Genomic DNA, 20,515 nt, shown 5'->3' on the forward strand with positions numbered 1-20,515 from the left:
ACTAGCCGGGTCCGAGCTGATAGTCGCCCGTCTGCGGATGGTGATACCAACCGCTTGCGGCCTGCGTTCCGCCGTCGACATGGATCGTCTGCCCCGTGATGTAACTCGACATCTCGGATGCGAGAAAGACTGCGGCACCCGCCATCTCATCGACATGTCCGGGCCGGTTCATCGGAATCCCGGGAGCGTCATCGTCCTGCATACTGCCGCCGGACAGCGCGATCAGGCCTTCGGTCAGGGTCAGATCCGGGGCCAGGGCGTTGACGCGGATGCGATGTGGCGCCAACTCGAGCGCGGCGGTCTTGGTGTAGTTGATGACACCCGCCTTCGCCGCGGCGTACGCCGCGTAACCTGGCGCAGCGCGGGCACCCTCGATCGACGTCACGTTGATCACGCTGCCGGGCAGGCCCGCTGTAACCAGTCGTCGCGTCACCCGTTGCGTACACAGAAACACATGACGAAGGTTGCTCTTGTACAGCGCATCCCAGCCGTTCTCGGTCGTCTCGAGCAGCGGCGATTTGAACACGCCACCCGCGTTGTTCACCAGAATCGACACCTCACCGAGTTCGTCGACGGTGCGCGCGAGTGCCGTATCGACCTGCGCACTGTCCCGCACATCGACCACGAGGCCCAGTGCACCAGTACTTTCCGCAGCGGATGCGCAGCTGTCCGCATCGCGCTCCCAGAGCGCAACCGAGGCCCCGAATGCCGCCATTCCCGCCGCGATGCCCCGCCCGATCCCCGCTCCCCCGCCGGTCACCACCGCAACGCGGCCGGTGAGCAGGATGTTCGACGGATCGATGGCCACCGGTTGAGGCTAGCCCGTCTTGGCCTTGCTTGGCCCCATCGCGGGAGCATCACCGATCACGCCCTGAGTCGCCAGGTCGGCGATCTCGTCATCCGTGAGTCCGAGCTCGGCAAGCAATTCGTGGTTGTGCTGACCGAGCAGCGGCGCGGGCGCGGTGTGTACGCGTTCGGGGCCGCGCGAGAACGTGAACGGCAGAGTGCTGTGCGGCGTGCGGGCGTTGACCGGATGTCCGACATCCTCGAAGAACCCCCGCGCAGCCAGCTGCGGGATCTCGGTCTGACGATGCGGTTGCATGACCTTGGCCACCGGAACCTCGTGTTCCCAGAGAGTGTCGACGATGTCGTCACCCCTACGGCCCTGACACCAGGCGGCGATGTGCTCGTCGATGTCGTCGTGACGGGCCCGCCGGCCTGCGGCTGAGCTCAGCTCGGGGTCCGTCGCCCACTCGGCACGCTCGACGGCTTCGCAGAGGCCCGCCCACTGCTCGTCTGTCGCGACCGCCACCGCGACCCAGCAGTCGGCCCGCCCGAACTCGTCGGTCTCGTTGGTGCGGTACAGGTTCTGCGGCGCCGCGGTCGGTCCGCGGTTGCCGTCTCGTTCCAGTAGCGAGCCATAGGCGGAGTACTCGATGACCTGTTCGGCCGCGACGTTGATCGCCGCGTCGACCATCGCCGCCTCGACGAGCACTCCCTGTCCGGTGCGGCGCCGATGTTCCAGGGCCACCAACAGGGCGTTGAGCGCGTGGATGCCCGCGTTGGGATCGCCGACCGAATACGGCTCGTACGGGTTGCGGTCCGGATAGCCGGTGAGCCAACTGATCCCGGATGCCGCCTCGATCACGTAGGCGAATGCCGGGTTGTCGCGCCACGGACCGTCCAGACCGAAACCGGGCATCCGCAGCATCACGATGTCGGGCCGAATGGCCTGCACGGCAGCGAAATCGAGGCCCATCTGGTCCACCACGCGGGGGGTGAAGTTCTCAACGAGCACATCGCAGGTGCCGATGAGGCGGTTGAGCAGATCGCGACCGGCGGCGCTTTGCAGATCGAGCGTCAAACCTTTCTTGTTCGTATTGAGCCCGGAGAAGATCGGCGACTTCTCCCACCACTGTTCCTCGCTGATCGGTATGCCCGCGATGAGCCTGGTGCCGTCCGGCCGCCGCGTCGACTCGATGTGGATGACCTCGGCACCCAACATCGCGAGAATGTGGGTACACGACGGTCCCGCCCAGAAGGTCGTCATGTCCAGGACGCGTAAACCCTGGAACGGCAGACCCCCCGACGGGTCCTCTTTCCGGCCCCGAACATTCGTTCGCGAACGATAGTGATCGGTGTGCTCGCCAAGTCGCGGCGCCGGCTCCGGCGCGCGAAGCACTGCGGGAGTTGTCCGATAGGGATGGCCCGGCTGATCGAATCCGTCCCGAGGGTTGGCCGTGAAGGACCCCCGCTCCTCGAACTGGTCCAGGCCGACGATATTGGCGCCGTTGGCAACCGGGGCGTTCGGGATTCGGAATGCCGTCGCCAGATCCCTGATCTCGTCGACGGTCTGGCTCTCCACCCACCCGTAGAGCTCGTCGGCCTTCTCGTTCGCCTGCTGTGTGATCGACAGCGGCGACTCCTCGTCGATCCAGTCCTGGTGGCCGGTCATCGCGCACAGATCGAACCACTGCTGGGCGGTGCCGCATCCGATGTCGATCAGGCCGTCCTTCGCGCGGGCGATCCCCGGTACCGTCAATCGTCTGGCGTCGCGCCACGGCCTGCCCAACATCTCGTAATAGGCCACCGGATAGTAGGTGAGTCCGAGGATCTGGGTCTCGAGCATCGATACGTCGACAAGCTCGGCACCACCACGCAACCTCGAGGCCAGCGTCGCAGCGCTGGCATACGCGCCGGCCAGGTACTCGCCGACCTGTCCCCCGACGTACACCGGTGCGCGATCGGCCGAACCACGGCCGAGGCCGACGATGCCCCCGGACCATGCCTGCAGCGTGAATTCCGTTGCAGGGCGGTCACTCCACGGGCCGTCAAGCCCGAATGGCGTGATGGAGGTGACGGTCAGGTGCGGATGCGCGGACAGGATCGCTGCGGGTGTGAGCACCGCATGTTCGGCGACGGTCGACCCGCGCGACCATACGACGGCGTCGGCGCCGTCGAGCAGCGCGTTGACGTAGTCGATGTCAGCGTCGGGATCCACCACCACGCTGTGCTTCGAGCAGGCCAGAAAGTTGAACAACGCACCGTCGTCACCCGCTTTGATCTCGGCGCCCGAGGCCGACCATCGGCGCAGCGGGTCACCTTCGGGCGGCTCGACTTTGATGACAGTGGCACCGCCATCGGCGAGCAACTTGGTGCAATACGCGCCCGCGATACCGACAGAGAAATCGACGACCGTATAGCCGTTCAGCGGCCCAGTCGATTGCGTCACCTCTAGTCTTTCTTCTTGCGGTTCTTCTTGCTCAGCCTGAACTCCGGCGGGAACTTGCTGTCGTTGTCATTGACCGCGGCCGACAGACCTGAATCGATTGATTCGAACATGTCCAGATCTTCTTCGCTGTCGTTGGCCACGCCATTGCCCATGGACTCGAAGAACGCGGACAGCAGGCTCCCCATGTACTCACCCTGGTGCTGTTTGAACACCTCGAAGAACAGCTTCTGCTGGAACACGGTGTCCACCGGCCGATTACGTGAACACGCGAGCGCATACTTCGCTGTCTCGGCCTCGAGTTCATCGCGTGCGACGACCTTGTTGAGGAAGTTGCAGTCGTACATCTCGGCGGCGGTGAACGGGCGTCCGGTGAACACCATCTCCTGGAATTTGCGCAGCCCCATCATCTGCACCCAGGTCCACATCCGCGGACCCCAGCCGTGATAGCGGAACGACGGGTGCCCGAACAGGGCGTCATCACTGGAGATCACCAGATCCGCATCAGCGCACTGGTAGAAGTGCCAGCCGTAACAATAGCCCTTGGCTTCGACGATGCTGATCTTCTTGAAATCCTGAAGCGCACGGTTACCGGCCTGCGAATTCGCGTACCACGCGCTGACGGTGGCGCCGTTGCGGAACGTGCCCTTGGGCGGGTACGTGACCTCCCCGACGCCCTCATCCTCGAGCCGCAGTTCGGCCAGGCGTAGCGCCGGATTATCGTTGCCCTCCATGAACTCCGGCAGGTCGGCTCCACTTCCGAGGTTATCCCCGACCCCCCGGATGATGACGACCTTGACGTCGTTGTCCGCGTTGGCGGCACGCAGGATGTCGGCGTAGCGCAGCCGTGCCATCGACGTTGGTGCGTTGAGAAACTCCGGTCGGTCGAACGTGATGGTGGCGATCTTTGTCTTGACGTCTTTTTCGTAGAGGATGATCTCCTCCGGCGCGGGTCGCTTCTTAGACATTGGCCGCTCCAATCTTGGAGCCCGGGTAGGACGGACTCGCGGTAAGCACTTCCGGTCCGTCATCATTGATCAGCACCGCATCGCGGCGGAACACCGCGCCGACGCCTGCTTCCCAAACGTAGGCCGTCACGGCCAGGACCACACCTGGGTCCAGGCGTTCGGCAGCAGAGGACTGCGGCAGGTCGGGCGAGATCACCGGCGGATCGAAGCCCAGCCCGAGACCGTGTGCCACGGGGATCGGCGGCAGCGCCTCACCCGCGGCGTCGTAGGCCGCGAGCAGATCGCCGGCCGAAGCACCGGGTCGGCATGCGTCGATCAGCCTCTCCCACAGATCATTCGACCGACCGAAGAGTGCATCCGCGCCGGTAACGTCACCAACCGGCCACGTCCTGCCGACCTCACCGACGTAACCGTCGGCGAGGGCACCGGCGGCGAAGGCCACCAGGTCGCCCTCGGCGATCCTGCGGTCGCGCCGACCGACGCGCCACGAGTCATCGGGCGACGTGATCCACGCGCCGTCCTGGGTCGCCGAGGTGCTGTATCCGCCAGCAGTCATCGCTTCCATGAGGACGCCGTTCAGTGCCTGTTCGGTGGTGCCCACCGCGAGCTCCGACACCGCTGCGGCCAGTCCGCGCTCGGCAACGCCGAGTGCGCCTCGTAGAACCCGGATCTCGTCGGGCGTCTTGGTCCGCCGGGCGGCCTTCATCGCCACCTCGGCATCGACGAATTCAGCGTGGGGGAACGCGATCGGCAACAGCTGCGCGAACGACGGTGACATGGCGTCGGTTCCGACGCGACGCGCCGTCGCCGCCCCCTCGATGCCCTTGAGCACCTCGATGATGGTCATGGGGTTCCAGGCCAGTCCATAGAGATGGTCGTGGCCGATCTCCTCAGGGATGCCCTCATCCCACGTGCTGTTGAGATGGATCTCACCGGTGGCGCGCACCATGACGCAGATCGGCGCGAAAGGACGGGTGCCCGCGACCCAGAGTTGCGGCGCCCCGGTCAAATACCGCACGTTGGCCTGGCGCCCCAGCACCAGGACGTCGAGATCGTGGGCGTCCATCTGAGCGGTGGCGCGCTCACGCCGCCCGGTGCGCAGGGACAGGTCGTCGGGGATGATTTCAACTGCCATTTCAAGCCTCAGCTCAACTCAGTCCGTAGGGCGCGTAGGGGTAGTCGGTGATCGACTGGTAACCGTCCTCGGTGATGATCACAATCTCCTCGGCTCGGTAGCCGCCGGTACCGTCCTCCCATACGACGGGTTCGAGCACGAGCAGCATGCCCGGCGGGAACACGAAGTTGTCGTCGAACTGCTCGCCGAGATCCGTTCCGATCATCGGCATTTCGGCGGCATTGGTGCCGATGCCGTGGCCGAGGTAGAAGTGCGGCAACCACGGCTTGGTGCCACCGTTGGCCGCAATGGCCGCGCGTGCCAGATCGCCGGCGGTGGCGCCGGCCTTCGTCACGGCCAGCACGGCGTCGAGAATCGACCGCCACTTGGCGAAGTTCGCATTCTGTTCGGGAGTGGGGTTCTCCCCCACCACCCACGTACGCCCCCAATCGGAGCAGTATCCCTCGAAGGTGATACTGATATCGGTCCACAGGACGTCGCCCTTGGCCAACGGCTTCTCTGTCGGCAACAACGGCAGCGCCAGGTCACCGGTGGTGGTCCAGACCGCGCCGCTATTGCGGGTTGTCGGCATCACCTGCCAGATGGCCTCGATCATGTTCGTCGTCGCGCCGAGCTCAAAGGCCCGCCGGACGAATCGCGCCGAGAGGTCCATCTGGCTCACGCCCGGGGCGACCGACGGCTGAACGTCGACGAGGGCCTGCTCGGTGATGCGGCAAGCACTTCGGACAGCGGCGATCTGGTCCACGGTCTTGACCAGCTTGGCCGGACCCACGACTAGTGCGGCATCCGTCGGCGGCCCCGCGGGGAACAGCCGTCCGGCGGCTCGGCGCATCGCCCCAGTGAGCTCGTCGACTGCGATGGAGGCACCCGGCGGGACCAGGCCCGCGAGCACCTTCGCGAAATAGTCGACACCCTCATCGAATTCGAGATACAGCGGACCGTGGACATGGTCCGCGGGAACCTCCGTGTCGAATGCGCTGCCCTCGCGGAACGGCATGTACAGGTGGGGATGCTCGTCGTCGGCGAGGACGACCGCAACCGGCCGCTCGACATGCGACAAGCCGGCGTCCAGCAGGGGCCAACTCGCGCCGGTGGCGTACACGACGTTCCCGTTGCCGAGCAGCACGAGCGCGTCGACGCCCTTCTCCTTCATGGAATCCCTGAGCCGGGCGCCGCATTCGCGGTACATCCTGGCGCGGTCGGGCAGGTCGGGGATGTCGAGAAGCGACGACCCCGCAGCGAAGGTCGTCACGAGATACCCAGGAAGTTCTTGATGTTGGTGCTGACGATCTTCACCGCGTCCTCGGAGCCCACCGCCTCGACGACCGAGGCCAGCGACTTCTCGGAATAGCCGAAGGTGCTCTCGTTGTGCGGGTAGTCCGACGACCACATGACGTTGTCCACGCCGATCTGGTCGATGAGCCGCAGGCCGAGCGGATCGACCATGAACGAGGCGGACATGTGTTGACCCCAGTAGTAGCGCACGTCGTGTTCCAGTTGGTGATTGAACATGTGCCGGTAGGAGGCCAGCATGTGCTCGGCATCCTGGAGAGCGGTTGGCACCCAGGCTATCCCGCCCTCGAACCAGCCGATCTTCAGCGACGGATGCCGGTCGAGGATTCCGGAGAACACGTACTTGGCGAACTGCTCGCGGAAGGAGTCGACGTTGACCATCATGCCGACCACGACGCTGTTGTTCTGGCATGGCGTCTTGGGTGGCGTCTCGCCGATATGGTGGCTGACGGGCAGGCCGGCCGCCTCGATCTCGTCCCAGACCGCATCCAGGTCGGTGCTGCCGTAGTCGTAGATATTGCCGTCGTCGTCCTTGCCGGGGTTCAGCGGCAGCAGGAACGTCTTGAGTCCCAACGCCTTCAGTTCCTCCAGCGTGCTGCGGGTGCCCTTGGGATCCCACCAGTTGATCAGCCCGACACCGTAGAAGTGTCCGTTGGAGCGCTCCTGTAGGTCGGCGATGTGTTCGTTGTAGATCCGGAACACGCGCTCGCGCAGCGACTTGTCCGGATAGTGAAACAGCGCCAGTACCGCGTTCGGGAAGGCCAGCTCCTTGTCGATGCCGTCCTCTTTGAGCTCACGGATACGCGCCTCGATGTTGTTGGAGGCGGCGCCGGCGAGGTCGTCGTACTGCATGAGCACACGGCCGAAGTCGCCACCGGTCCAGGCCTTGCCCTTCATGCCGACCATGTACGCGCCGTCCTCGTACCAGATGCGCGGCGCCGCGCCCTTGAGTTCCTCGGGGAAGCGTTCGTAGAAGATGTCGTCGGCGACCGAGATGTGGTTGTCCGCGGAGAAGATCTCGAGATCGGCGGGAAGGCCGACGACGCCGCCGGTCGAGTGCCCCTGGCGGTTCTTGGGCGCGCCGAATCCCTCGGGCGGATACAGTGACGGCAGTGTTGGTGTAGACATCGTCGGTACTCCAATCAGGCTGTGGACCAGTGCTTTTCGGTGGCTAGAAGGTCACCGGAAGTTCGTAGACGCCGTATGCGAGGCGATCGTGCTTGAAAGGCACCTCGTCGAATGGGATCGCCAGCTTCAGCGTCGGGATGCGGCGCAGCAGCGTGTGAAACACGATCTGCAGTTCGGCGCGCGCCAGCTGCTGCCCGACGCATTGGTGCCGCCCGTAGCCGAATCCGAGCTGCTGGCCCGCGTCCCGGGTGAAGTCGAGCCGGTCGGGCTCGGGGTAGGCGGCGCCATCCCAGTTCGCGGGGGCCAGATCGATGATGATGCCCTCGCCCGCGCGAATGGTCTCTCCGCCGATCTCGATGTCCTCGATGGCCACCCGGCGCTGGCCGTTCTGGATGATGGACAGATAGCGCATCAACTCTTCTGCGGCGTTGGCGATGAACTTCGGATCATCGGAATCGCGAAGGAGCGCAGCCTGTTCGGGGTTCTCCAGCAGCGCGAGGACACCGATACCGATCATGTTCGCGGTGGTCTCGTGGCCTGCAATCAACAGGCCGGTGCCCAACTGAGCGGCCTCCTTCACGCTGATCTCGCCTGCGGTCACCCGCTCGGCCAGGTCGGAGACGGCATCCTCGGACGGATTCTCCATCTTCTTCTCGACCAGGTTGATCAGGTACTTATGGAGGCTCATCGCCCCCTTCTGGCCCTCTTCCGCGGACGCGTAGCGGGCCAATCCGACGTTGGCATGGTGCTGGAAGAACTCATGGTCCTCGTAAGGGACGCCGAGCATCTCGCTGATCACCTTGGTGGGTACCGGCAGCGCGAGCTTGGCGACGATGTCGGCCGGTTGCGGGCCCGCCAGGATCTCGTCGATGCACTGATCGGTGACTTCCTGGATCGCGGTGCGCAGGGCTTCGACCCGCTTGAACGTGAAGGGCTTGGACAACATGCGGCGGAACCGGGTGTGCTCCTCGGCGTCCGAGGTGAAGACGGACCGGGGCCGCTTGTTCACCGTCGACAGCATGTGTTCGTTCCAGTGCGGGAAGCCGTCTCGCCGGTCGTCGACGCTGACTCGCGAGTCTGAGAAAAGTGTCCGCGCCACTTCGTGCCCGGTGATGAGCCACGGTGTGGTGCCATTCCAGATCCGCACGCGCGACAGCGGCTTGGCCTCCCCCATCTCGAGCATCGGCAGCGGTGGCGCGAACGGACAACGAGCGGCCCGTTCCATCGGGTACTCCGGGATCTCTGCTGAAACATGTTCTGCGGCAAGGGTGTCTGACATGAATCCTCCGTCATTCCTCGATGTGAATGGCCAGGGCTGGGCACGCCGCGGCGGCCTTGCGGGTTTCTTCGGCTTGGTCTGGACCGGGTTCGTCGACCAGCACCTCCACGACGCCGTCGTCGTCGCGCTGGTCGAACACGTCGGCTGCGTTCATCACGCACATCCCGGAGGACACGCACTTGTCCTGATCGACGGTGACCTTCACGGTCGCTCCGTGACAGGCGCCTGCCACAGCCCGACGATCGCGTCGATGAGGCCGGATGCGACCGAACTCCAGGTGGTTCGCGGCATCGACGAATTGTGGGCGCCTTCGGCGAACGCGCGCTCGAAGTCGGCGCAGGTGTGCATCATCAGGTTTCGCACCATGATGTTGCGCTCGGTGACGACAGTCATCGGCAGGTCGGGCAGACAGCTGGTGATACCCCGCACCACCAACAGCAGCGACGGCGAAGCGAGCGCGTCCTTCACCACGATCTTCTGATACGCGGGGTCGGCGAGCGCCTGGGCGGCGAAGCGCGCGTACCACGTCGGGTTACCGAGCTGGTCGAGGTGCTCGGTCAGCGAGCAGACCATGCATGCGATCCAGTCGCGCAACTCGGTCGAGTCGGCGGCGTCGGCCACCATTCGCGCGAGCAGCCGCTCGATGGGTACGCGGTGCTTCTGCTCGATCGCGCGGACGAGGTCGGCCTTCGTGCCGAAGTGATAGCCGACCGCGGCGTTGTTTCCCTGCCCCGCCGCCTCGCTCACCTGTCTGTTCGAAACGGCGTACACACCGTGTTCGGCGAACAATCGCTCGGCTGCAGCCAGGATCGCTTCTCGGGTGATGCTGGCCCGCTCGGTGCGAACGGTCCTGCTGGCTGTGGTCACCACACCAGTGAACCCCGTCACAGCCTTTAAGTCAAGCGACTGATTTAAAGAACTCGGCCCCGCTTGGACGCCCTCTGCGGCGCCGCCTCCAACGGGCGCATAGAGTGCCGCTGAGCATGGCCAATTCGCAGTTCACGGACAACGGCGACGCACGCATCCACTACCTCGATTCCGGCGGTGACGATCGCGGCGCGCCCGTCGTCTTCGTGCCCGGCATGACCTGCATCGCCGAGGACTACAGCGAGATCCTGCCGCTCTTCGGCCGCAGGACGGTCGTCGTCGACCTCAGGGGGCATGGGCGAAGCAGCGCCCCTGCTGCCGGGTATGACGCGACGACGTTGAGCACCGACGTCGGCGCGGCGGTGGACGCGGTCACCGACGGGCCGGTGCACGTGGTGACGTTCTCCCGGGGCACGACTTATGCGCTCACGTGGGCGATCTCGAACTTCGAGCGCGTCCGGTCGGTCGCCATCGGCGACTACGTGCCCGAGGAGAAGGTTCTGACTCCCGAGATGTCGCGCCGCCTGCTCGACGGCCGCTGGCGTGGAACACCGGTGAGCGAGCGGCTCGACGAGGACGCCGCCAACAAGACGTTTCGCGCCGCAGAGGAGCGATCGCTATGGGAACCTCTTGCGCGACAGGGACTTCCGCTGCTCGCCGTGCGCAGCCGCGAACGCCTCCTCGTCGGGGATACGCCGTGGTCGCGCTACCGGACGCTGTTCCCGCACGCACGCCTGGTTGAGTTTCCCGACTCGCCCCACGACATCTTCCGCCCCGACCGTGGCCGATACCCTCGACTGGTCTGCGACCATGTCGACCGCGCGGACGAACGCCGCTAGTCGGCCTTGGGCTTACGCGCGATCACCTTGCCCGCACTTGTTCCACCGTCGATGGGTAGCACGGTGCCGGTGACGTAGCGCGAGCGATCGGTGGCGAAGTACAGCGCAGCTTCGGCGACGTCCTCCATGGTGCCTTCGCGCTTCAGCGGGCGGTCGTTGCGCATCTGCTCACGGATCTTGGCTTCGAACTGCTCGAGTTTCTCGAGGTCCTCCCCCGCCGCCGACTTGCGGACGATCGCTGTGCGGATGTTGCCTGGTGCGATCGCGTTCACCCGAATCTCGTAGTGCGCCAGCTCGATCGCCGCGGACTTGGTGAACTGGATGACGGCGGCCTTCGACGCCCGGTACGTCATCACCCCGCCACCGGCCTGAATACCGCCGATGGACGTCAGGTTGATGATCGAACCGCCGCCGTGTTCGGACATGTGCCGGGCGGCGTCCCGTGTCCCCGCCATCACCGCAAGGACGTTGACCGCCATCACCTTGTGGAAGTCCGCGAGGTCGTCGTCGAGGAAGCGACGGTGCATCGTGCCCGAAACTCCGGCGTTGTTGACCATGACATTCAGGCCGCCGAAGCGATCGACGGCCGTCGACACGAGTCCGCTCACCTGCTCGACATCGGACACATCGGCTTCGACGAACAGCGCGTTGCCGCCGATCTCCGTCGCGAGCGCGGTACCGCTGTCACCATCGACGTCGGCGATCAGCACGTTGGCACCCTCGGCGGCGAATCTGCGTGCCAGACCTTCCCCGAGGCCCGACGCTCCGCCGGTGACGATCGCGACCTTGCCCGCCAGTTCGTCCGTCATGTCGCTGCTCCTTCACGCTGCTCGGCCAGGAAAGCAAGAAGCAGGTCGTTGACCGCCGCCGGCTGTTCGATCTGTGGGCAGTGACCCGCATCGGGAATAACCGCCGAACGGGCGGCCGCGATCTGCGCGGCGATCTCGGCGGCCCAGCCCCTCGGAAGCAGTTTGTCGCCGCCGCCCTCGACCAACAGCGTCGGCACCGTGATGCGGTCGTAGGCCCGCGCGCTCGACGGGAGGGCCGGGGGTTCCAGGCCGGGCCGCCGAAACCTCGCTCCAGCCAGCGCTTCCCATGCACCGGGCGCGATGCTCGACTGGTATCGCCTCTGCACATAGGCCTCGTCGGCCACATATGCCGGGTCGTAGAAGAGCGCCGCGACGATCCGGCGCATGGCGTCGATCGTGGCGTCGTAGTCGTAGAGTGCGGCCGAATGCTCGTTCCGCTGGATCTCGCCTCCGCCGCATATCATCGCCATGCTGCGCACGGGCAGCACCGGTGATTCCGATGTGGCGTCGACGAACAGGTTGACCGCGCCCATCGAGTTCCCGACGAAATGCGCGGACTCGACACCGAGCGTCTCGCAGAACCGCGCGATATGGCGTATCCGCATGCCACGGCCGTCGTTGAAATCGATGACCTTCGCGGATTCGCCGAAGCCCAGCATCTCCACAGCCAAAACACGATGGCGCTGCGCGAGCGCGGCGATGTTGTTCTCCCAGGCGATCTCGGCGTTGACGCCGAACTCACCGCCGTGCAACAGAATGACCGGATCGCCCTGTCCCGCCTCGAGATAGCCGGTGATCAGGCCGTCGACCAGGACGGTTCTCCGCACTGCGTTCACGTGGTTTCCCACGCGGCCCGCGCGAAGGTGAGCAACTGCGTGGCCAGCATGTCGAGCTGGTCGCGCACCGCGGTGTCGGTCAATTCGCCTGCGGTGCCCCAGATCTTGTCGGCGGAGTTGATGGCCACACCGAGCGGCGTCGGCCACGCCCGCAACGCGTGCCCGATGGAGCGCAGCTGACCGAGCGTACCTACCGCCGCCTGCCAGCCGTACGCGCAACTGATGCACCCCCACGGCGTGTTGTCGAGGTAGACGCGCGGATCCTCGCGCAGATCCTCGATGTAATCGAGCGCGTTCTTGACCAGGCCGGATATCGCACCGTGGTAGCCCGGCGATCCGACGACGACGGCGTCGGCGTCGCGGAGCGCCTTCACGAGCTCCAGCGCATTGGGGGTGCGCTCGAGCTCATGGGGCGCATACATCGGCAGATCGAGGTCCGGTCCACTGAAGAACCGGGTACGGCCGCCCTGACGTTCGACGGATTCCAGGCAGTAGCGAAGTGCACGCTCGGTCGAAGAATTGGCGCGCAACGTTCCGCCGAGTCCGACGACAAACGGAGCGCCGCCGGTGGTTGTGCTTGCGGTCATGGGTCTACCTACTTGATGGCAATCGGATTGATCGGTGAGCCGACGGCGCCGGTCACCCGCAATGGTGGTGCGATGAGCTGGAATTCGTACACCCCGTCGGCCGCGCAGTCGGCGGCTAGTGCAGTCAGATCCCAGTACTCGCCGAGCATCAATCCCATATCGCGCAGACACAGCATGTGCATCGGCAGGAAGACGCCGTCGACGCCGGGGATCGGGTTCTCCACCATCAGGTTGTCGGCCGCGACAGCGGCGACCTCGTGGTCGTGTAGCCATGACGCGCAGGTCCAGTCCAGACCTGCGCCGGGTTCGCTGCCGTCGCCGGTCTGCAGAAACCTTGCCCACCAACCGGTTCGGACCAGGACGATATCGCCACGCTCCACGCTGACACCCTGGCGGCGGGCCGCTTCGTCGAGTTCCGCAGGGGTGATGGGATCACCGATCTCGCAGTACGTCTCCACACCGCGCAGGCGGACGATGTCCAGCAACACACCGCGTGACGTGATGCCCTTGCTGTCGACCTTGTCGATACCGCAGTGGAAGGCGCCGAGGCTGGTCACCGAACTCGCCGGAAACCCGTTGTACAGCTTGTCCTCGTAGTACACGTGCGATAAGGCATCCCACTGCGTCGCGGCCTGCAGCGGCATGATGATCACATCGTCGTTGAATCGCATCGGGCCGCTGGTCCAGTATTCGCTGAGCTGGGTCGCCGCCGGATTCTTAAGCCACGACGGACCGTACTCGGCCAGAGTGCTCGCATCGCCGCCGTCGATCGTCATCACATGCAGTGGGTTCTGCCTGAAGTGGAACGCGCCCTGGGGTCCGGACGACCCGAAATCCACGCCGAGCGGAAACACCTTGCCGTGCTTGACAAGACCAGCCGCCTGCTGAACTTTCTCGCTGGTGATGAGGTTGAGGGTGCCCAGCTCATCGGCGTCACCCCAGCGCCCCCAATTGCGGACATCGTCGGCGACCCGGCGGAAGTCGGTCATGTCAGCCATAGCTTGCCTCTCATCGTCGCGGCACCGATCCGGCGAGGTCAGTCTCGCCGATCGTCCCGCCGTCCACCCAGATCACCTGTCCGGTGATGTAGCTGGCTGCCCTGCTGTTCAGGAACACAAGAACGCTAGCCTGCTCGTCGGGCGTGGCGGCGCGGCCCAGCGGTGTGCGGAACGAATCCAGGAACTCCTGGCCGTATGCCGACCGCAACTGGTCGAGAATCGGTGTGTCCGTCACACCGGGCGCTGTGCAGTTGATGCGGATTCCCTTGGCTCCCAGTGCCGCGACGTTGGCAAGCCCGTAGAGAATGATCGCCTCTTTGGAGAGTCGATAGCCTGCCCCGTCGGCGACGGGCTCGGGATTCCGCTCACACCATTGGATTCCCTCGGCCATCGTCTCGGTGTTCACCAGGCCCACGGTCACCGCGGCGTTCTCCCGATAGGCCGATGCCGCCAGCGACGAGACGCTGGCGATGGCCGACCCGGGCGGCATCGCAGGCACCAGTGCCTCGGTGAACCGCCGAGTTCCGAGGAAGTTGACGGTGACCACACGGAGCGGGTCGCCGATGCCCGACGACACCCCGGCAATGTTGAACAGGGCATCGACGCGACCACCGATCGACGCGACCGCTGCGTCGATCGATTCCGGATCGTGAAGATCCAGGGGGATGAACTCGGCGATGTCGAAGTCCGGCGCGCGGATGTCGAGGCCGACCACCTCGGCGCGGAGATCGGCGAGCTGCCGCGCCACGTCGGCGCCGATGCCCGAAGCACATCCGGTGACGACGACCCGACGGCCGTCGTAACGCCACAGCTCGTCAATCTTGCCCATCGATCAGCCCCTGTCGGCCCTGATCATTCGCTCCCCACGTCCGCCCCGGTCATTCGCTCCTCACGTCCGCAGAAGCATTTCTGCTCGTCCAGCCTTCGCCCGACTTGAGCTTCGCCGCCGCCGCCTCGATGCCGGCGTTCATCTCATCCATCGCCAACGACACCTCGTTGGCGGTGTAGTTCTCCCTGCCGGTGGGCAGGCCGCCGAACGCGTAGTTCTCGTCGAACAGTGGCGCCTTCGACTTGGGCCGACGCGCTTCGGCCTTCTCGATGACGGGCTCGAGCCGCTTCGCCTTCTCGGCCCTCGCCTTCTCGTCGCGCTCGATGAACTCGGGCAGAACCTCCTTGCCCATCAGCTCGATGGACTCCATCGTCTCCTCGTGACGGCGCGGCGTGAGGAGCAGGATCAGTTCGTCGACACCGCTTTCCTCGTAACCGCGCAGGAACTCGCGCACCGTGGCGGGGCTGCCGATCGGCCCGCGGTCCGGCCCGTACACGACGCTCGGATCCTTCTCGATCTCTTCGAGGTGCCGCTCCCACACCCCGGTGCGGCCCGGCGTGTGCATACCGGTCATGTAGTAATGCATGATCCCGAACGCGAAGAACCCGCCGCCCTTGCCGAGTCGCTCGATGGCCTGCTCATCGGTCTTGGCCACCATCATGGACAGGTCGCCGCCGATGGCGAGGATGTTGGGGTTCATCAGAGGTGTGACCGGCACGGCGGTCTCTTCGAACTCCTTGTAATAGCCGTTGACTCGCTCGGTCAGCGGTCCCGGTCCGGTGTAGGCGAAGCTCAGGGCGCCAAGGCCTTTCTGTGCTGCCATCGACACCGAGGCGGGCCGTGTGCACGCGACCCACACCGGCGGGTGCGGCTTCTGCAAAGGCTTGGGAACGACGTTGCGCGGAGGCATGTCGATGTGCTGGCCGTTGAAGCCGGTGAACGGCTCCTCGGTCATACAGCGGATCGACACCTCCAGCGCCTCTTCCCACATCGTGCGCTTGTCGGCCGGGTCGATGCCGAACCCGCCGAGCTCACCCACCGAAGACGACTCACCGGTGCCGAACTCCACGCGGCCGTTGGACAGCAGGTCGAGCGTCGAGACCCGCTCGGCCACGCGCGCAGGGTGATTGACCGCAGGCGGCAGGTGCATGATGCCGAAACCGAGCCGAATGTCCTTGGTGCGCTGACTCGCCGCCGACAGGAAGATCTCGGGAGCGGTGGAGTGGCAGTACTCCTCCAGGAAGTGGTGCTCGGTCAGCCACACCGTGGAGAAGCCGGCCTTGTCGGCTGCCTCCACCTCGTCGAGGCCGTCCTGGAAGAGCTTGTGCTCGTCGTCGTCACTCCATGGCCGCGGCAGCGGGAACTCATAGAACAGCGAGATCTTCATTTCGTTACCTTTCGATCTGAATCGACTGTCGAATCGGTTTGAGGGCTGGACTGAACACCTTTGTCGGGCAACTGGTCTGCGATGTGCTTGGCCGCCACGTAGCCGAAGGCCATGGCCGGGCCGATGGTGGCGCCCGCCCCCGCGTAGCTGCGCCCCATGACCGCGGCCGAGGTGTTGCCGACCGCGTACAGCCCCGTCACGGGGCTCTCATCGGATCGGAGCACGCGCGCGTGTTCGTCCGTGCGCAGGCCGCCCGAGGTGCCGAGGTCACCGAGGATGATCTGGAACGCGTAGTACGGCGGCTTCTGCAGGGGATACAGGTTGGGATTGCGCAACGTCGGGTCGCCGTAGTAGTTGTCGTAGGCGGAATCGCCGCGGTTGAAGTCGTCGTCGTGACCCTTGCGCGCCAATTCGTTGAAGCGGTCGGCGGTTGCACGAAGCTGCGCCGGCGGTGCGCCGATCTTCGTGGCCAACTCCTCGAAGCTGTTCGCCTCCAGCACGACTCCGGATTCCAGCCACGCCTTGGGCACCTTCCGGCCGGTCGGCACCGGTGCGAACGGCACCTTGGGAATGGGTAGGTGTCCGCCGACGACATAGCGGTGGAACGACCGGATGTCGGTGACGAGCCAGCACGGGATGTGAGCCACGCCGGTGTTCTGGCCTTCGATCATCGCGTGCGCGAAGTCCATGTAGGGCGCCGCCTCGTTGATGAACCGCTTGCCCTCGCCGTTGACGACGAACTGCGACGGCATCATCCGCTCGTTCAGCATGAACTGCAGCCTGCCGTCGGGCCAGCACATGGCGGGGAACCACCACGCCTCGTCGAGCAGATCGGTCGAACCGCCGACCTTCTCACCCGCCCTGATGCCGTCACCCATCGATGCGGGATTGCCGAAGCTCCAGTCCTTCTCGAGTACGGGAAGGTGCTGTCTGCGCCGCTCCATATCGTGGTCGAAGCCACCGGCGGCAAGAATGACACCATGCCGCGCGCCGATACGCTGCTGACGCCCGTCGCGCTCGATCACGGCGCCGGTCACCGCGCCATCGACATCGGTGATCAATTCGGTCATCGGTGCACTCAGCCACAGCGGGATGTTCTGCTCTTTGAGCGCCAGCCGCATCCTGGCCGCCAGCGATTGGCCGATCGCGGCCATCCGGTCGCCGAAGACGCGCGCCCGGAACATGCGCCAGATCAGTTTCACCAGGACGGCCTTGCCGCGCCAGTTCTGGCGCACCTGGTAGAACAGCCGAAGATCCTTGGGGGCAAACCAGATTCCATCGGGCGCCAACGCCAGCGGCCGCAGCAGGTTCTGCTCCTCATCACCGAGCTTGCGCAGGTCGATGGCGGGTACGTTGATCGTGCTTCCCAGTTCAGAGCCGCCGGGCAGCTCCGGGTAGTAGTCGGCATAGCCGGGCTTCCACACGAATTCGAACCACTTGCTGCGCTTTTCGAGGAACTCCATCATCTCCGGAGCACTCTCGATGTACCGGCGAAGCCGTGCGTCGCTCACCAGCCCGCCGGTGATCCGCTGCAGATACTCGAACACCCCGTCGGGGTCGGGAACGTAGCCGGCTTCGCGCTGAGACGGCGCTCCGGGCACCCAGATACCGCCGCCCGAAAGTGCGGTGGAGCCGCCGAACTGCGGTGACTTCTCGACGACGAGCGTGTCGAGCCCGAACGCATCGGCCGCCAGTGCCGCCGTCATCCCCCCGCCGCCTGAGCCTATGACGAGCACATCGACGGTGAGGTCGAACGGTTCGCTGGTCACGGGTTGCACACCGCCGTCCTGACGGCGAAGCCGGCGATCAATTCGGGCGCGGCGCGGTAGAACCGGTGCGTCGTCTCATATCGACCGTGCGCCGCCAGAGCTGCGAACGCCGCTACCCAGGTGCGGATTTCGTGGGCGGAGTGACCGGCCTGCTGCTCTATCCAGCTATTCGACCAGCCATCCACATCGCCGAGGCGATTGGAGTCGACCAGGTCGAGGAACGCCTGATCCCACTCGGGGTTCAGCGCCTGTAAAGGGCTGTCACCGTGCGCAAACGCCTGTGCTGCGTCCATCACCGCCACCTGTCTTGCCTGCCGTTGTTCCGGTGACATCGGCTCCCCGTGCACGATCCGCGCCAATGCGGCGGGCGGTGCGGAAGCCAGCGTGGGCACGGGTGGATCATGCGACAGGCCACCTGATCCCACGATCAGGACGCGCTTGCCCAGTGTGGCCAGGTGGGTTCCGACGGCCGCACCGAGTGCGCGGACTCGCCGAAGCGGGCCGAGCGGGGTGGCGACCGAGTTGATGAAGACCGGGATCACAGGCCGAGACGTCGCGTCGCCGAAGAGCTTCTCCAAGGGTTGGACGGTGCCGTGGTCGACGTCCATACTGGCCGAAAGCGCCACGTCCACACCTGATTCGAGAACTGCCCGCGCGCAGTCGGTGGCGATGTTCGCGGGCACGTCCAGAGGGCCTGCGTACGTGCCGTAATCGCCGACACCCTGGGCGCCGGTGCCGATGCAGAACGGCGGCATCGTCCGATAGAAGAACCCGTTGTAGTGGTCGGGCGAGAAGATGACGACCAGTTCGGGGTCGAAGTCAGCGACGAAACCGCGTGCAGCTGCGAGCGCCGACTCGACGTCGTCAAGGAGTTCCTGCGACGGTCCCGGAAGGTTCAGTAGCGGGCTGTGCGACATGCAGCACAGGGCCAGTGTCGCCATGTGAACTCGAGCCTCCTCCCTGGGTCAGACACAAGACATCGAAAAGTGATTCGCTCATCTCGGGGGCGCGCTGCGCGATGCACGCGCCTGCGATGCAGCGGTCGGGCCGCACGAACAGCACCGAGTCGGTATAGACGTCGAACCAGGACTTCAGCGCACCCGTTCGGTCGCCGACGACGACCACGTCGGTGTCGTCGTGCCCGGTCCAATTCAGCTGCGTCATCGGACGCACTTCGACGAAGTTGGCCCCCAACGCTTTCCAGCGGCTGAACGCCTGATCGCCGAGGACAGCGCGTAGGTTGTTGCTCCAGCACAGCACCGCGAAGCCGGTGCCGAGCACTTCGTCGAGAAGGACATTATGCTCCGCCCGGGTATCAACCCGCGGCTGGATGAACAGTGTGCCGGTCGGTGAGATGCCGCCAGAGGCGCCGCCACTGCTCTCAGCGTGGAAGACCGCGCCCTGCTGATAGCGCGGCATCGGCTTGAAGCGCATCTCCAATATGTAGCGCTTCAACGTGGGCACGAGCGACGCGCCATGGATCACGCGGTCACGCAACGCCGCCACCCGCCGATTCGTCGGCGAGATGACCCGCCCGACCATGGTGGACAGGTCGATCATCGCCCGCGCATGTTTGCGCCGTTCGGTGTCGTAGGTGTCCAGCAGCGCGTCACCTGCCTGACCGTTGACCACAGCCGCGAGCTTCCACCCCAGGTTGGCGGAGTCCCGGATACCGCTGTTGTAGCCCTGGCCCTGCCATACCGGCATCAGGTGCGCGGCGTCGCCCGCCAGCATCAGACGTCCCGTACGGAAGGAGCCGGCGATGCGTGAGTGATGGGTGTACACCCGATGGCGGATCATGTCGACCCGATCGGGATGCGGAACCCGCTGCGCAAGCATGCGTCTCACGAACGCCGGATCGTCGGCGAGCTCATCGGACTCGTCGTCGTGAATCAGGAATTCGAAGCGGCGGATCCCGTGGGCGATGGCGATCGACACGTAGGGCCGCTTGGGGTCGGCGCCCACTTCGCTGTTCGGGTGACCGAGGGGATCATTGGCGACGTCGACCACCAGCCAGCGGGTCGACGATGTCGTCCCGTCGAACGACACACCCATCAATCGGCGGGTTGCGCTGCGCCCGCCGTCGCAGCCGACGACGTAGCGAGCATGGACAGGTTCTTTGCCGTTGGCGAACTCGAGAGTGACGCCGTCGCTGGCTTCGACGCAGTTCTCCATCCGGTGTCCCCACCGGATTTCCACGTGTCGGAAGCGGTCCAGTCCGCCGCACAGTTCGGCGTCGACCATCGGCTGGACGAACCCGTTGCGCTTGGGCCAGCCGAACCGTGCGTCGGGCGGCGCCATTTCGGCGAGCAGGCGTCGCTTGCCGTCGAAGAAGCGCAGGATCTGGTTCGGCACGGTGTGTGGCAGGACACGGTCGACCAACCCGATGGACTGGAAGGTACGCAGCGCCTCGTCGTCGAGTCCGACTCCGCGGGGGTAATCGATGAGGGTGTCGCGCTCCTCGACGATGACCGTCCGGACTCCCTGCAGCCCAAGGATGTTCGCCAGCGTCAGCCCGGAAGGGCCGGCCCCGACGATGACGACGTCCACCTGATGGGTCAT

At 65.4% G+C, this 20,515-nt stretch carries 19 protein-coding genes; 1 reads left to right on the forward strand and 18 read right to left on the reverse strand.

The features are described from left to right. Position 1: 1 nt before the first annotated feature. Genes AB4Z42_RS11360 through AB4Z42_RS11400 form a run of 9 tightly spaced genes read right to left on the reverse strand, consistent with a single transcriptional unit; the run spans position 2 to position 9,920 of the window. Positions 2–808: an SDR family NAD(P)-dependent oxidoreductase gene (locus tag AB4Z42_RS11360; protein ID WP_442009256.1), complete on the reverse strand. Its 807-nt coding sequence runs from the start codon at positions 806–808 to the stop codon at positions 2–4. A gap of 9 nt (positions 809–817) precedes the next feature. Next, a complete protein-coding gene (locus AB4Z42_RS11365) occupies positions 818–3,232 on the reverse strand; it encodes a CoA transferase (protein WP_442009257.1) in 2,415 nt (804 codons plus the stop codon). Positions 3,233–3,234: 2 nt separating this feature from the next. Beyond that, positions 3,235–4,197, reverse strand: coding sequence for an enoyl-CoA hydratase/isomerase family protein (locus AB4Z42_RS11370; RefSeq protein WP_442009258.1), 963 nt, complete (start codon positions 4,195–4,197; stop codon positions 3,235–3,237). After that, the gene (locus AB4Z42_RS11375; RefSeq protein WP_442009259.1) at positions 4,190–5,332 is read right to left on the reverse strand and encodes a M24 family metallopeptidase; all 1,143 of its coding nucleotides are present in this window, start codon (positions 5,330–5,332) and stop codon (positions 4,190–4,192) included. The genes AB4Z42_RS11370 and AB4Z42_RS11375 overlap by 8 nt, the downstream gene beginning before the upstream one ends. 13 nt (positions 5,333–5,345) lie before the next feature. Then, entirely contained in the window at positions 5,346–6,521 is a 1,176-nt protein-coding gene (locus AB4Z42_RS11380; protein WP_442009569.1) for a M24 family metallopeptidase, read from the reverse strand. A 59-nt stretch (positions 6,522–6,580) separates the two neighbouring features. Further along, entirely contained in the window at positions 6,581–7,753 is a 1,173-nt protein-coding gene (locus AB4Z42_RS11385; RefSeq protein WP_442009260.1) for an amidohydrolase family protein, read from the reverse strand. A gap of 43 nt (positions 7,754–7,796) precedes the next feature. Beyond that, positions 7,797–9,032 carry a cytochrome P450 gene (locus AB4Z42_RS11390; protein ID WP_442009261.1) on the reverse strand — a complete coding sequence of 412 codons (1,236 nt, stop codon included), beginning with the start codon at positions 9,030–9,032 and terminating at the stop codon, positions 7,797–7,799. Positions 9,033–9,042: 10 nt separating this feature from the next. After that, the gene (locus tag AB4Z42_RS11395) at positions 9,043–9,237 is read right to left on the reverse strand and encodes a ferredoxin (RefSeq protein ID WP_442009262.1); all 195 of its coding nucleotides are present in this window, start codon (positions 9,235–9,237) and stop codon (positions 9,043–9,045) included. Then, on the reverse strand, positions 9,234–9,920 hold the full coding sequence (locus AB4Z42_RS11400) for a TetR/AcrR family transcriptional regulator (RefSeq protein ID WP_442009263.1): 687 nt from the start codon (positions 9,918–9,920) through the stop codon (positions 9,234–9,236). Before AB4Z42_RS11400 ends, AB4Z42_RS11395 begins: the two co-directional genes overlap by 4 nt. A 95-nt stretch (positions 9,921–10,015) precedes the next feature. Here AB4Z42_RS11400 and AB4Z42_RS11405 point away from each other — a divergent pair, with 95 nt between their 5' ends. Next, positions 10,016–10,738 (forward strand): alpha/beta fold hydrolase, encoded by a 723-nt coding sequence (locus AB4Z42_RS11405; RefSeq protein WP_442009264.1) that lies wholly within the window; start codon positions 10,016–10,018, stop codon positions 10,736–10,738. On the opposite strand, the gene AB4Z42_RS11410 is transcribed toward AB4Z42_RS11405, so the two are convergent. The 9 genes from AB4Z42_RS11410 to AB4Z42_RS11450 are packed head-to-tail and all read right to left on the reverse strand — an operon-like array spanning position 10,735 to position 20,515. Further along, complete coding sequence (locus AB4Z42_RS11410; protein WP_442009265.1) at positions 10,735–11,547, reverse strand: SDR family NAD(P)-dependent oxidoreductase; 813 nt, start codon at positions 11,545–11,547, stop codon at positions 10,735–10,737. The two genes, AB4Z42_RS11405 and AB4Z42_RS11410, sit on opposite strands and share 4 nt — an antisense overlap. Beyond that, entirely contained in the window at positions 11,544–12,383 is an 840-nt protein-coding gene (locus AB4Z42_RS11415) for an alpha/beta fold hydrolase (RefSeq protein ID WP_442009266.1), read from the reverse strand. Before AB4Z42_RS11415 ends, AB4Z42_RS11410 begins: the two co-directional genes overlap by 4 nt. Beyond that, the gene (locus AB4Z42_RS11420; RefSeq protein ID WP_442009267.1) at positions 12,380–12,970 is read right to left on the reverse strand and encodes an NADPH-dependent FMN reductase; all 591 of its coding nucleotides are present in this window, start codon (positions 12,968–12,970) and stop codon (positions 12,380–12,382) included. The genes AB4Z42_RS11415 and AB4Z42_RS11420 overlap by 4 nt, the downstream gene beginning before the upstream one ends. Before the next feature lie 8 nt (positions 12,971–12,978). Next, the gene (locus tag AB4Z42_RS11425; protein WP_442009268.1) at positions 12,979–13,968 is read right to left on the reverse strand and encodes a cyclase family protein; all 990 of its coding nucleotides are present in this window, start codon (positions 13,966–13,968) and stop codon (positions 12,979–12,981) included. A 10-nt stretch (positions 13,969–13,978) separates the two neighbouring features. Then, entirely contained in the window at positions 13,979–14,797 is an 819-nt protein-coding gene (locus tag AB4Z42_RS11430; protein ID WP_442009269.1) for a coniferyl-alcohol dehydrogenase, read from the reverse strand. 49 nt (positions 14,798–14,846) lie between these two features. After that, positions 14,847–16,184 (reverse strand): LLM class flavin-dependent oxidoreductase, encoded by a 1,338-nt coding sequence (locus AB4Z42_RS11435; RefSeq protein WP_442009270.1) that lies wholly within the window; start codon positions 16,182–16,184, stop codon positions 14,847–14,849. Then, the gene (locus AB4Z42_RS11440) at positions 16,181–17,962 is read right to left on the reverse strand and encodes an FAD-binding protein (protein WP_442009271.1); all 1,782 of its coding nucleotides are present in this window, start codon (positions 17,960–17,962) and stop codon (positions 16,181–16,183) included. Before AB4Z42_RS11440 ends, AB4Z42_RS11435 begins: the two co-directional genes overlap by 4 nt. Further along, the gene (locus AB4Z42_RS11445) at positions 17,950–18,870 is read right to left on the reverse strand and encodes a 3-carboxyethylcatechol 2,3-dioxygenase (RefSeq protein WP_442009570.1); all 921 of its coding nucleotides are present in this window, start codon (positions 18,868–18,870) and stop codon (positions 17,950–17,952) included. Before AB4Z42_RS11445 ends, AB4Z42_RS11440 begins: the two co-directional genes overlap by 13 nt. Next, positions 18,818–20,515 carry a bifunctional 3-(3-hydroxy-phenyl)propionate/3-hydroxycinnamic acid hydroxylase gene (locus AB4Z42_RS11450; protein WP_442009272.1) on the reverse strand — a complete coding sequence of 566 codons (1,698 nt, stop codon included), beginning with the start codon at positions 20,513–20,515 and terminating at the stop codon, positions 18,818–18,820. Before AB4Z42_RS11450 ends, AB4Z42_RS11445 begins: the two co-directional genes overlap by 53 nt.

This window comes from Mycobacterium sp. 2YAF39, from assembly GCF_052114565.1.
GTDB lineage: Bacteria > Actinomycetota > Actinomycetes > Mycobacteriales > Mycobacteriaceae > Mycobacterium.